12 protein-coding genes, 1 tRNA gene and 1 riboswitch are annotated in these 13,501 nt (G+C 33.4%); of the genes, 9 read left to right on the top strand and 4 right to left on the bottom strand.

Features of this window, described 5'->3' with window-relative positions:
- Positions 1-237 precede the first annotated feature (237 nt).
- The 9 genes from P8V03_RS14000 (at position 238) to P8V03_RS13960 (ending at position 8,260) form a co-directional block, all read left to right on the top strand.
- A complete protein-coding gene (locus P8V03_RS14000) occupies positions 238-912 on the top strand; it encodes a TetR/AcrR family transcriptional regulator (RefSeq protein ID WP_318798626.1) in 675 nt (224 codons plus the stop codon).
- Positions 913-1,098: 186 nt separating this feature from the next.
- Positions 1,099-2,523: a sigma-54 interaction domain-containing protein gene (locus P8V03_RS13995; protein WP_318798625.1), complete on the top strand. Its 1,425-nt coding sequence runs from the start codon at positions 1,099-1,101 to the stop codon at positions 2,521-2,523.
- Positions 2,524-2,599: 76 nt separating this feature from the next.
- Positions 2,600-2,698, top strand: a riboswitch (guanidine-I (ykkC/yxkD leader).
- A 57-nt stretch (positions 2,699-2,755) separates the two neighbouring features.
- The gene (locus P8V03_RS13990) at positions 2,756-3,070 is read left to right on the top strand and encodes a hypothetical protein (RefSeq protein WP_261673118.1); all 315 of its coding nucleotides are present in this window, start codon (positions 2,756-2,758) and stop codon (positions 3,068-3,070) included.
- A gap of 355 nt (positions 3,071-3,425) precedes the next feature.
- Positions 3,426-4,562 (top strand): acyl-CoA dehydrogenase family protein, encoded by a 1,137-nt coding sequence (locus tag P8V03_RS13985; RefSeq protein WP_318798624.1) that lies wholly within the window; start codon positions 3,426-3,428, stop codon positions 4,560-4,562.
- Positions 4,563-4,593: 31 nt separating this feature from the next.
- Positions 4,594-5,379 (top strand): electron transfer flavoprotein subunit beta/FixA family protein, encoded by a 786-nt coding sequence (locus P8V03_RS13980; protein WP_318798623.1) that lies wholly within the window; start codon positions 4,594-4,596, stop codon positions 5,377-5,379.
- Between the two features lie 17 nt (positions 5,380-5,396).
- Positions 5,397-6,398, top strand: coding sequence for an electron transfer flavoprotein subunit alpha/FixB family protein (locus P8V03_RS13975; RefSeq protein ID WP_318798622.1), 1,002 nt, complete (start codon positions 5,397-5,399; stop codon positions 6,396-6,398).
- A 133-nt stretch (positions 6,399-6,531) separates the two neighbouring features.
- Positions 6,532-7,248: a CoA transferase subunit A gene (locus P8V03_RS13970; protein ID WP_318798621.1), complete on the top strand. Its 717-nt coding sequence runs from the start codon at positions 6,532-6,534 to the stop codon at positions 7,246-7,248.
- 13 nt (positions 7,249-7,261) lie between these two features.
- Positions 7,262-7,927, top strand: coding sequence for a 3-oxoacid CoA-transferase subunit B (locus tag P8V03_RS13965; protein WP_318798620.1), 666 nt, complete (start codon positions 7,262-7,264; stop codon positions 7,925-7,927).
- Between the two features lie 244 nt (positions 7,928-8,171).
- A tRNA-Leu gene (locus tag P8V03_RS13960) sits at positions 8,172-8,260 on the top strand.
- Between the two features lie 777 nt (positions 8,261-9,037).
- On the opposite strand, the gene P8V03_RS13955 is transcribed toward P8V03_RS13960, so the two are convergent.
- From P8V03_RS13955 to P8V03_RS13940, 4 genes are all read right to left on the bottom strand, one after another.
- A complete protein-coding gene (locus P8V03_RS13955) occupies positions 9,038-9,871 on the bottom strand; it encodes an undecaprenyl-diphosphate phosphatase (protein WP_318798619.1) in 834 nt (277 codons plus the stop codon).
- Positions 9,872-10,114: 243 nt separating this feature from the next.
- On the bottom strand, positions 10,115-11,434 hold the full coding sequence (locus tag P8V03_RS13950; protein ID WP_261673111.1) for a hemolysin family protein: 1,320 nt from the start codon (positions 11,432-11,434) through the stop codon (positions 10,115-10,117).
- 86 nt (positions 11,435-11,520) lie between these two features.
- A complete protein-coding gene (locus P8V03_RS13945; RefSeq protein ID WP_318798618.1) occupies positions 11,521-12,582 on the bottom strand; it encodes an AI-2E family transporter in 1,062 nt (353 codons plus the stop codon).
- Positions 12,583-12,646: 64 nt separating this feature from the next.
- Positions 12,647-13,498, bottom strand: coding sequence for an FUSC family protein (locus P8V03_RS13940; protein WP_318798617.1), 852 nt, complete (start codon positions 13,496-13,498; stop codon positions 12,647-12,649).
- Positions 13,499-13,501 lie beyond the last annotated feature (3 nt).

Genomic DNA, 13,501 nt, shown 5'->3' with positions numbered 1-13,501 from the left:
ATCATGATTATATTTTTATAACAATAACAAATAGCTATTATTAAAAAATGTAATAATAGCCTCAAGTCATTTATTTTGTAGGTTAAGAGCGTATAATCTAAACTTTTATTATAGAAATTATTAATACTATTTATTATTTTTCGTAATAAGAAAGCTTTACTTTCAAAAAATGCGAATCTAGGATATAATTATTTGTGTTTACTAATATGGTAAAATATTTACAAGATGGTGATTTCAATGGAAATGGATAAAAAGGCTATTCAAAGAAAACGTATGATGAAATATTTTATAGATGCAGTTGAGAAAATAATACAAGAAGAAGGTATTGAGTTTGTTACTATTAGAAAAGTTTCTGATATAGCTGGCTTTAATAGTGCTACAATTTATAACTACTTTGGTAACTTAAATGAACTATTATTTTTTAGTTCAATAAAATATTTAGAGGACTATGCTCACGATCTTCCTAATTATACTAATAGCTGTAGCAATTCTTTAGACACTTTTATGGGTATATGGAGATGTTTTTGTCTTCATTCATACAAAAATCCAAGAGCATACTATAATCTTTTTTTTGAAGAAGGGGTGAACCCTTCCAATAGTTCAATTAGGAACTACTTTCATATTTTTTCTGATGAACTAAGCAATCAGTCAGAAGAGCTACTTCCAATGTTACTAGGTGAAAGAATATATGATAGAAACTTAACGATTTTAAAGAAATGTGCCAAGGATGGTTTTATAAAAGAGGAAGATTTAGAAGAAATTAATGAAATGATTTTGCTGATTTATCACAGCATGCTTTATAGAGTACTAAAGCATCAATGCAGCTATACCGCTGAAGAAGCAACTGAGAAAACTTTAAGCTACATAGGTCATACAATAAACTCTTTTAGAAATACGAACTCTAAAGCTTAGTATTTTTTCATACCTTTGGGGACAGTTCACAATTATTCAACATATCAGAATAATTGTGAACTGTCCCTTTAATTGCCGAAAAATTGTAGAGTGTCCCCTAAAAGATATAATGATTTGCTGCTCTTATGAATATATATCTTATAAACGTAATTATTAATTTATATAACTTATGAGGAGGAGTATTAATTGGATAAAGAAGATTACTTATTTAACCCACTTACAAATACAGAAACCCTCATGAATACATTAAACACTCTGCTTGAAAATTCCTATGAAGGTATTATAGTAATAGATAAAGATGGTATCATAACTACTGTCAATAGTTCCTTTGCTAGATTTTTGTTAACAAAGCCAGAAGAAATAACAGGAAAACATATTTTAGAAGTATCTCCTGACAGCAAATTAGTAAACATTCTAGAAACAGGGAAAATAGAAATTGGTGAACTTGCCTACCTAGGAAAAAACAAAATGATAGTTATGCGTATACCAATCTTTAAAGATGATGAAATAGTAGGTGCTATAGGAAAAATACTATTTAGAGACATAAAGGAATTAAAATCCCTTGTAAAAAAGATTGATATGATGGAAAATGAACTTAAATATTACAAAGGTAAGTGCAATGGAACTCAGGGGGCTAAATATGATTTCACCAATATCATATCTGTAAGTGATAAGCGAAGTGAAATGGTGCAACTGGCTAAAAAAGTATCTAGGACAGATTCTACAGTTTTAATTACAGGTGAGACTGGCACAGGTAAGGAATTAGTTGCTCATTCCATACATAACAATAGCCTCCGACGCTATGGTCCTTTTGTAAGAATTAACTGTGCTGCTATTCCAAAAGAACTCCTAGAAGCAGAGCTCTTCGGCTATGAAAAAGGAGCCTTCACCGGTGCAAAATCTGAGGGAAAACCTGGTAAATTCTCTGCGGCAAATGGTGGAACTATATTCTTAGATGAAATAGGAGACATGCCTCTCTCTATGCAAACTAAGCTTTTAAGAGTCCTTCAAGAAAAAGAAGTTCAGCCTGTTGGTGCAAATTATGTACTGGACTTAGATGTTAGGGTTATAGCCGCTACAAATAAGAACTTAAAGGAAATGGTGAAGCAAAATAAATTTAGGGAGGATTTATATTACAGACTTAATATTATAGCTCTTACTGTCCCTCCTTTAAGAGAAACCAAAAATGACCTTATTCCTTTAGCACAGAAAATAGTCAATGAGTTCAATGATAAGCTAAATTTAAATATCAAAGGGGTTTCTGAGGAGGTTATAGAAACTTTTAAAAGATATAACTGGCCTGGAAATATCCGTGAGCTTCATAATGTGCTGGAAATAGGGGTAAATTTCTGTGAAAAAGATGTAATTGAGCTTAAGGATTTACCTACCTCCTTTTTAGAAAATTTTAAAGAGAGCTGTAAAGATGTAGCAATTACTAGAGAAGATACGGAAGTGCTATGCTTAAAAGATGCAATAACTCTTGCAGAAATAAATGCCATAAAAAAGGCATTAGCCTCTACCAAGGGTAACAAGGCAAAGGCAGCTAAAATACTTGGAATTCACCGCTCAAGTCTCTACCAAAAGTTAACCCAGTATCATCTTAGCTTTTGATATATTAAATTATATTTATTTAACCCTGTTGTGTTTTTTAATAAACTGTAGTATAATCAAGAAAAATTGAAGAACTATCAATGTTTTCTAGGGTTCCGCAGCTTTTTAGTTGGTCTGGTCCGAGAGAAAACACACAGGATGTCTGTGACCACGGTGGGATAAAAGCCCAGGAGGATTATTTTTAATTCCTCTTGGGCTTTTTTTGTTTTATTAATTATAAGGAGGTTTTTCTATGAACTATATAATCGAAAATAAGTGGCTAATATTAATATGTTTAGAGGTTCTTGCTTGGTCTTCAACTTTTTTTATGCTATATGCAAGATATGGCCTTAATTCCTCAGCTCTTTTTAAGGTTGGTACCGTGCTGACTATTTTAACAGGGGTAATTCCACAGGTTACATTGGGGATAGTTAACTTTATATCTTCTAGAAAGATAGATTTGTTTACTGTTATAATAGTTGTTTTAATTATCTATGGATCTACTTTAGGTCGTAAAAAAATTAAACAATTAGATCTATGGGCTAAAAACAAATTCCAAAGCCAGTAGAAACAATTTCGTTATATTTCTTCACTGACAGCTTAACATACTGTAGAAACTTTTGCACATGTCTTATTTTATAGACATGTGTTTTTTCTTTATAATAAACAAACCGTTAACAAAGTGTCTGATAATCTATACATCTTCTCTTTTTATTAAAAGTTAATTAAATTAAACTTTTCCGCAAATCTACCTCTTATTTTAAAAATATTTTTTATGATATCTGACTGTGAAACAGGGCTTTAATGACAACTTTCCTTAGTCCAATCTTATATGATAATTCAATTTACTAACAAGGTGGCATAAGTATTGCTATATATAAAAGCGGGATAACTAATAATTCACTATTTAGGGGGTATATAAAATGAATTTTAAGCTTACAACTGAGCAGGAAATGATAAAAAATATGGTTAGAGAATTTACTGAAAAGGAAGTAGCACCTTATGATGGGGAAATGGATAAAAAGGGAGAATTTCCTTGGCATATTATCGACAAGATGAGAGAAAACGATATATTCGGTATTCCTTTTCCTGAAGAGTATGGCGGTGCTGGAGCAGATGCAATTTGCGAAGCAATTACTTTAGAAGAACTTGGTCGCGGAAGTGCCAGTGTTGCAATCACTTTAGATGCACATATGCTTTGTGCTAACCCTATGCATCTTTTTGGAACAGAGGAGCAAAAGAAAAAATATCTCCCTGACTTAGTATCTGGTAAAAAACTTGGAGCTTTCGGCTTAACAGAACCTTGTGCTGGCTCCGATGCTGCCGGAATACAAACTATGGCTAAACTTGAAGGAGATCATTATGTTTTAAATGGACGTAAGGCATGGATAACTAATTTCAGTGTTGCTGATGTTTATATAATAGCTGCTAAAACAAACCCTGATGCAGGAGTGAAGGGAATTAGTGCTTTTATAGTTGAAAAAGGAACTCCTGGTTTTATTATCGGTGATAAGGAAGACAAAATGGGAGTAAGAGGCTCAGATACTGGAGAATTAATATTTGATAACTGTAAGATACCAAAGGAAAATCTTTTAGGTTCAGAAGGTCAGGGCTTTAAAATAGCTATGATAGCATTAGACTCTGGAAGAATGGGTGTTGGCGCCTTTGGAGTAGGTATTGCTCAGCATGCCATGGAGGAAGCTATAAAATACGCAAATCAAAGAACAGCCTTTGGAAAGAATATAGGAAAATTCCAGGCAATTCAGTTTATGATTGCAGACATGGCTACAGAAATTGCTGCAGCAAGAAATCTAGTATATGCAGCAGCCTTTAAAAGAGATTGTAAGGAAAGGTTCTCCTTAGAAGCAGCTATGGCTAAATTATACTCCGCTGAGGCTGCAATGAAGATTACTAAAAACGCTATTCAAGTCTTCGGTGGATATGGCTATAGCAGAGAATATCCTGTAGAAAGACTTTTAAGGGATGCTAAGATTCTTGAAATTGGCGAAGGTACATCAGAAATCTTAAGAATGGTTATTGGCGGAAGCATGGTTAAGTAAAAACTTCAAAAGGAGAGGAGGTACTATAGCTTTGAATATAGTTGTGTGCATAAAACAAGTTCCAGATTCTATGGAAGTAAAAATAAATCCAAAGACAAATAACTTAGACAGAGAGGGCATCAAAAGTGTGATGAATCCCTTTGATAAAAACGCCTTAGAGGAAGCCTTAAGAATTAAAGAAAGTCACGGAGGTAAAGTCACTGTAATTAGTATGGGACCTCCTCAAACAGAGAGCATTTTAAGAGAAGCACTGGCTATGGGCTGTGACGAAGCAGTACTTTTAAGTGACAGGGCCTTCGCCGGTGCAGATACTATAGCAACAAGCTATGTTTTAGCAAGGGCAATTGAAAAATTACAGGATAAAACAGACATTATATTCTGCGGCAAACAAGCAGTAGACGCAGACACTGGACAGGTAGGCCCTGGTATAGCTGAAAGACTTCAAATTGCTCAAATTACCTTTGTAGAAAAGGAAGAAATATTAGGTAATAAAATACAGGCTAGAAGGGAACTTGAAGATGGTTATGAAATAGTTGAGGCTTCTCTGCCAGTGCTGATAACTATTACAGATAAGATAAATACTCCTAGATATACAAAACCAATAAATATTATGAAAGCTGCTAAAAAGAAAATCACAGTTTGGAACTTAAAAGACCTGGATCTGCCAGAAGAAAAAGTAGGGCAAAATGGATCACCTACTCAAGTATGCAGACTTTATATACCACAGCCTAAGGGAAAAGCAGAAATATTTGAAGGAGAAGCAGAAGCCTTATGCGATAAACTCCTCCAAAAATTAATAAAGGATAAAGTGATTTAATAAGGAGGTTGGCCCTAATGATAAATGAATATAAAGGCATATGGGTTTTTGCAGAGCAAAGAGAAGGTAAGCTTCAAGAGGTAACCCTTGAACTGCTAGGTAAATCTAGAATAATGGCAGACAAAATAAAGGATAAGGTAACTGCCTTGCTGCTAGGAGAAAATGTATCCCATTTATCTGATGAGTTAATTTCCTATGGAGCAGATTCTGTGGTTATTGTAGAAGATAGCAGCCTAAAAGCCTACCAGACAAATGCTTACACTTCAGCAATTCGTCAAATCGTTAATAAACATAAACCATCTATTTTGCTTTTCGGAGCTACTACTATAGGAAGAGACCTAGCTCCTAGACTTTCTACTAGGCTAGAGACTGGACTTTCTGCTGACTGTATAGACTTGGAAATAGATAAGGACGGTATCTTAATTCAAACTAAACCATCCTTCGGCGGAAACATTATGGTAGAGATTATTTGTCCTAATCGCAGACCTCAAATGGCTACTGTAAGGCCTAAGGTACTGGGAACACCAGAGAAAGATTTAAAACGAAAAGGCTCCAAAGTCTTTGAGACTGTATCTATAAATCCTACTGATATTCTCACAACACTAATTAAATCAGTAAAAGAAACTACCTCTGCTGAGAAGATTGAAGATGCTTCTATCGTTGTAGCTGGTGGCAGAGGCATGCAGAATAAAGAGAATTTCGACAAGCTATATCCACTAGCTGATGTATTAGGAGCTATGGTTGGAGGTACAAGACCTGCTGTAAATGAAGGCTGGATTGGCGAAGATAAACAAATAGGACAAAGCGGTAAAACAATTTCTCCAAAACTTATGATTTGTTGTGGTATTGGTGGTGCAGTTCAGTATCTTGTAGGTATGCAAACTGCTGAAACAGTTATCGCAATAAATAAGGATCCTAATGCTGCTATATTTAATTATGCCGACTACGGTATTGTAGGAGACTGCAGCGAGATTATTCCTATTTTAACAGAAAAGTTAAGGAGTTTGCTGAGAAAGTAGGATGTTATTATTTATTGAAAATATTTAAACGACTAACCTTTCCATAGGGCGAAAACCCTATCTGAATTCTAAGAATTTTGTTTGTAAATTTATATAAGAAACTGATATTAAGTTTTATAAGGGGGATATAAAAATGCCTGAAATTTTAAGTATGGAAGAAGCTCTAAAGAAATATGTTAAAAATGGCTCAAGTGTTATGATTGGGGGATTTTTAGGTTGTAACACTCCATTAATGGCTGTAGATAAGATAGTAGAGCTAGGAATAAAGGATTTAACAGTTTTATCTGCAGTAAACTCCTTTCCTGGTGGTGGATGTGAAATAGGCTTACTTTTCGATAAGGGATTAGTCAAGAAATTTATAGGTTCTCATATAGGAACTAATCCTACTGCAGTTAAACAGTATATGGCAGGTAGTCTTGAAGTAGAATATTATCCTCAAGGCAGCTTTATAGAAAAGGTTCGCTGTGCTGCTGCTGGACTTGGAGGAATTTTAACTCCTACTGGACTTGGAACACTGCTTGAGGAAGGCAAAGAAAAAATAACTGTAGCTGGAAAAGAATACTTGCTAGAAACTCCTCTAACAGCGAATGTTGCTATAATCAAAGCTCAAAAGGCAGACAAAATGGGTAACTTAGTTTACAGCGGAACACCAAACACAAACCCTATAATGGCAGGCGCTGCAGCGGTTACAATTGTTGAAGTTGAAGAAATAGTTGAAACTGGCACTATTAATCCAGAAGATGTAGGTACTCCAGGAATTTTTATTGATGCTATCTGCGTAGGCTACTCCTTTGAACAGTATCGTGAGAAGATGAGAGCAATGTGTAATAATATAGGCGGTTTAAAATAAAGGGGGTATCATAATGGATATGAAAAATAGAATAGCAAAAAGAGCTGCTCAAGAATTTAAAGACGGTATGGTAGTTAACTTAGGCTTCGGTGTTCCAGTTTTAGCAGGAAACTATATTCCCGAAGGAGTAAAGGTTATCCTTCAATCGGAAAATGGAATTTTAAATTTCGGTGCTAACGCTAAAAAAGGCGAAGATAATCCATTCATCTGTGGTGCTGGTGGCCCACCATTAACTACATTACCAGGCTGCTCTATATTTGATTTAGCTACCTCTTTCCTAATTATAAGAGGGGGACATGTAGACATGACAATACTAGGTGCTCTAGAGGTTGATCAGGAAGGAAATATAGCAAACTGGGCAATACCTTATGGCAACGGAAAATATGGTCCAGGAGTTGGCGGTGCTATGGACTTGCTTGTAGGTGCTAAGAAGGTTGTAGCTACTATGACTCATACTGCAAAGGATGGTTCTTCTAAGATTTTAAAGAAATGTGCCCTTCCTCTTTCTGCAGCTAAAGCAGTAAACTTGATTATTACAGAACTGGCAGTTATGGAAGTTACTGATAAGGGACTAGTTCTAAGAGAAATAGCTCAAGGCACTACTCTAGAGGAAGTTATTAAAAAAACTGATGCCGAGCTAATTGTTCGAGAAGACTTGAAGGTAAGCGACATTCTATAGGGACGGTTCACAACTTTTCAACAGACTCTTACATGGGGACAGTTCACAACTTTTCAGCAGCTTAGGGGACAGTCTACAATTATTCCACATTACAAATAGGGTTTATTTTTAATTATGCTAGCGAAAAATTGTGAACTGTCCCCTTTATCTGTGGAATAATTGTGAACTGTCCCTAACTTTTTCTTATTTTGCTATTGACTTCATTAAATCTTTCTAATATAATAAATCTTGTCGATGAAGATATGCTGAAGTGGCGGAACTGGCAGACGCACAGGACTTAAAATCCTGCGGGCCTTAAAACCCGTACCGGTTCGATTCCGGTCTTCAGCACCAAAAGATGAGGTATTTTATATCTCATCTTTTTTTATTTTTATTTAATTAAAAAATATCTTAATATGGACTTTATATACATGTATATGCTCTGCCTCTTCTCTTCAAGCTAAACTTGCCTATCAGTGATATGGCAGCATTTAAGAGCTAGTTCAACTACATTCTTGCTTCACTTTTAAATCATAGTGCGGAGATAAAGGTATATAATTAAGGATATAATACCTAAAATCATCCTTAGTACTCTACTTTTTTTGTTTATCACTATCTCAATAAATAATACCCCTGCCACTATGATCCATATTTCTCCAATAAGAAGCAACCCTAAAAGCGTCAGAATGGAAAATCCAAGTATGGGAGTGGCTAAAAATAATGATATTATAAAAATACCACCTAAAAAGATAAGTCTTATTCTAAGGGAATACTGTTTATAATAGGAAAATGCTATGAAGCATATAATAATACACAAAGGTATCCACTGAATAATCATATATAATTCCTCCATTTTACTAAAATGACCGTATCATTTAATAATTCTAATACTTAATATACTGCACTATATTAACTCTACTTTATTCTATTAATTATGCTATTGGCGCATTTTTATTGGCAGTATTTATATAACAGAAATTTTTATGATGTTAAAAACAGGTATATAGATAGAGGTGTAGCGTGTAGAAGGCTTCTAATAAGTGATTAGAAACTTTCTACACACTACACCTCTATTTAACCCACTGATATTTAGTGTCTTAAAGGATTTGCTACACAATATTGTACAAAATCCTATACTGTTATTACCTTTGTAAAAGCTAAAACAAGTATTATTATACCAATAAATATTCTATAAATAGCAAATATCCTCATTGGTTTTCTCTTTAAGAAATTTAGAAACTTTTCAACAACTACTAATGCTACTAGGAAGGATACAACAAAACCTACTACTAGTGCGATGATTTGCGTAGTATCCATTGCAATTTTTACTTTTAACAATGAATATCCAGAAGCAGCTACCATCGTCGGTAAAGCTAAGAAAAAGGAGAACTCAGCTGCTGCAAAGTTATTTAATCCACTTATCCAAGCACCCATTATAGTAGATGCAGATCTTGACATTCCCGGCCATAGTGCAAGACACTGGAAACATCCTATTTTAAAAGCTTGTACCAAGTTTACATCATCTATACTTCTAGTTTTATTTCCTCTTCTAAATTTATTCTCCATGAATATCATTACAAATCCACCAACTACAAGAGCAAAGGCTACTGTAACAGCATTAAATAGCTTTGCCTTTATAAGATCATCAAGTAAAAGTCCTACTACAGCTGATGGTATAAAAGCTACGATAACATTAAGCCATAGCTTAAAACCCCACTTGCCTGGTGCAAGGTTTTTTAATGAGTTAAATATTTTATTCCAGTATAAAACTACGATTGCAAGTATAGCTCCAAGTTGGATTACTATTTCAAACATATCAACATACTCTTTTGGGTATGCTGGAGCTTGAAAGTTAATTAAGTTGCCTACTATAATCATATGTCCTGTAGAAGATACTGGTAGAAATTCTGTTATTCCTTCCACTATACCAATTATAGCTGCTTTAAGCATAAGTATTATTTCCATTATTCACACTCACTCTCTTATTTCATTTTATAGCACAATTTTTATTATACTATTTTTAACAATAGCAATACAATATGTAATTGTTATATAGATTCCCTCACCTTATAGGCGGCTTAGTTTTTCTTAAAACACAATGTACCAAATACCTCATATTTATCAGTATTAACCTTGGTAAAGTTAACACTGATAAGAGACATCTGGTACCGTGTCCTAAAATAGCTGATACAATGATATAGGCAGAGGCTAAACCTCTGCTTGTATGCATATCCTTATCTTTTCAATTCTTTTTTCCTTAAGTTCCTCAATATTAAATATAAAGTTTTCATATTCTATATTTTCTTCTTCAGCACTTTCAGGTATACGTCCAAGAAGGTCGATTATAAATCCGCTTATAGTATCGTAACCCTCATTTTCAATATTGGTATGGAAATACTCATTAAAATCATTAATTGAAAGCATACCATCTATTAAAAAAGTAGCATCATCTACTTTATTTATTTCTGGTTCGTCATCATCATATTCATCCTCAATATTTCCCATAACCTCTTCTATAAGGTCTTCTATGGATACTATTCCTGAAAAGCCTCCGTATTCGTCTATCAATATTGCTAAGTGATTTTTAGACTCTTGAAGTTCTTTAAACAACTCATCTATATTTTTTGTTTCTGGAACAAAATATGGTACATGTAATATTCCTTTGATGTCCACATTTTCAAAACCATGTTTTCTAGCTTCAACAAAGAAATCTTTCATATAAAGAATACCTATAATGTTATCACTATCTCCTTCATACACAGGTACTCTTGAATATCTTTCTTCTATCAATTCATCTAAATATTCATTTAATGGTTTTTCTATATCAATTAAATATACATCAGTTCTTGGTGTCATAACCTCATAGGCCAACTTATCGTCGAACTCAAATATACTATTTATCATTTCTTTTTCAGTTTCATTTATTACTCCATGTTCCTGTCCAACTTCCACCATGGACTTAATTTCCTCTTTTGACACCTTTTCATCCAGACCTTCTTTATCTAGACCTGATAAATTCACCAAAATATTAGTTGATGATGAAAGTAGTCTTACAAAGGGTACAGTTATTTTAGAGATATATGCTATAGGTTTTACAGAAAACATTGCAATTGCCTCTGCCTTCTGCAGTGCTACTCTTTTTGGAAATAGCTCTCCAAATACCAATGTTATATAAGATAGTATTATAGTTACTGTTATTAGGGCTATTTGTCCACTATACGGTATGCCAAAACCATTTAAGTAATGGGCAAAATCATCTGATAGCCCGGTAGCGGCAGAAGCACTTGAGAAAAATCCAGCAAGGGTTATACCTACCTGTATAGTAGATAAAAACTTAGTTGGCTCTTCCATAAGCTTTATTAAGAGCTGTGCTTTTTTGTTTCCTTCTTCTGCTAGAAGCTTTATCTTGTTCTTGTTTAACGATACTATAGCCATTTCTGCTGATGCAAAGAATGCATTAATTAATGTTAAAACAGCTATTAGAATCAGCTGGGAAGTTATATTCCCCGGCTCAGGTTCTGATTGCATTAATAATTCCTCCTAAATATTTAAAATATATCATTATAATAATATCATAAATCCTATGCTTATTTATGTATAAATCAATATTTTAACTATTTATTAATATTTAATTTCTTCATTGTATATATTACATATATTTTTTTTACCGCTATGCTTAATACAACAAATAGTGGAATGCCCACAAAGGCGCCTAGGATTCCAAATAGAGTTACGCTTATAATTACTATTAAAATTACTGCTAAGGGATGTACATTTAACTTGTTTCCAATAATATTAGGAGTTATCAAATTCCCTTCTACTTGCTGTACAACCAGAGATATTACTATAATCTTTATTATCATTGCCCAGTTTATAGTTAAAGCGATAAACAATGCCGGTATTATACCTAAAAAAGGTCCTATAAATGGTATAATAGAAGTTATCATAGAAAAAAAAGCCATTAATAGAGCATTAGGCATTCCAATAATTAGATATCCAATATACATTAAAACACCAATTATCACTGCCACCATTAATTGCCCTGATATATAAATAGATAGTACACTGTCTATTTGAATAAACATATCCCTTATCTGGTTTCTATAATTTACAGGAACTATTTGCATTGACCACTCTGCAAACTTTTTGTCTTCTTTTAAAAAATAAAATAGAATAAACGGCACTAGTATAACCTGGGTTCCTATACTTCCTATTTGAGAGAATATTCCTACTGCACTTCCGCCTATCTTTACTATTGCTTCTCTTGATGTTTCTAGTAAATTCTGAGTAAACTGGAACTGGGATAGTACTCCACCTAACCTATTATCCACTGTGGTAAGATAATTACGAACAGAATCCATGTTATAAGAAAAGGATCCTGTGAACTCCTTCTTTACCGCTACACCACCAAAAACTATTACTGTGAATAAAGCAGATATAAATATTAGCATAGTTAAAATTATTAGGATACTCTTATTTTTATTCTTACTTTCAAGCTTTTTTATTACAGGTCTTAATGCATAATATAGGAATAATGATATCACCATAGGTATAAGCAGTACATTTATGACACTTTTTAAAGGTGTCAGTACATAACTCACTTTATTTAAAAGTATAACTATCACCAATAGCAAACTAATATTAAGCAATATTATGGTATGTTTGTTAATATTCAAATAAAATCTCCTCCAAATTGTTACTAATCATATTATTAACAATTTAGAGGAGATTTAATCTGTATTAAGCTATATTTTTTAGTTGATTTAAGCCTTCTATTATTTTACTTATGTGATAATTAAATACTATATTATTAATATCATCACCGCTCTTTTCGATATCCATATCACATTGAAAAAGCTCTTTTACCTTTATGTAATTTTCCTCATTTAAACTATAACCCTTTTTCAGAGATTCAGTTATTTTTAAATGCATGTATATATCTTTACAAACCTCAATACTGTTCTTTATCCTGTCCATACCTAGTACTTCCTGTTTTTTTATTCTCAACTCTGATAAACAGATTTTAAGAATCTCTTCAAGCTTTGAAATCTCATCATTCATGCTTTGTAAGTCAATTTCCTTATTGTTGCAAAGTTTATCTTGTACAAAGGTAAATATCCTGTCTACTATAGCAATACGGGCCTCATAGACCTTGCCGATATATTCTGGCGGAGATATGAAATAGTTAACCAAAACTGCTACTATAATACCTAAAAAGGTATCAAAGGTCCTATTTAGACTGTAGGCAACTGGTCCTCTATCCTGTAGGCTCAGCATAATTACAAGGAATACTGTACAGGATATGGTTACGGACTTCTTCCAATTAAAAGAGTTGCAAATGTATATTATTATAATAATTCCTATTCCTGAAAGAGCTGTGTTTCCTGGACTTATAATAGCAAATATAAGCCCGATAAAAGCACCTACTATTGTTCCAAGCATTCTGTTTTTCCCAGCTTTAAAGGAATCTGAAACTGAATTTTGCATGGCCATTACTGCTGCTACTGCTGCATAAAAAATATAATCACTATTAAAGAACTTGGACAACTCTACACAAATTGACACTGAAATTGCGGTTTTTATCGTCCTCATCCC

This window comes from Clostridium tanneri (assembly GCF_033659955.1).
Lineage (GTDB): Bacteria > Bacillota > Clostridia > Clostridiales > Clostridiaceae > Clostridium_AM > Clostridium_AM tanneri.
This window is presented reverse-complemented; position numbering and strand designations above follow the sequence as displayed.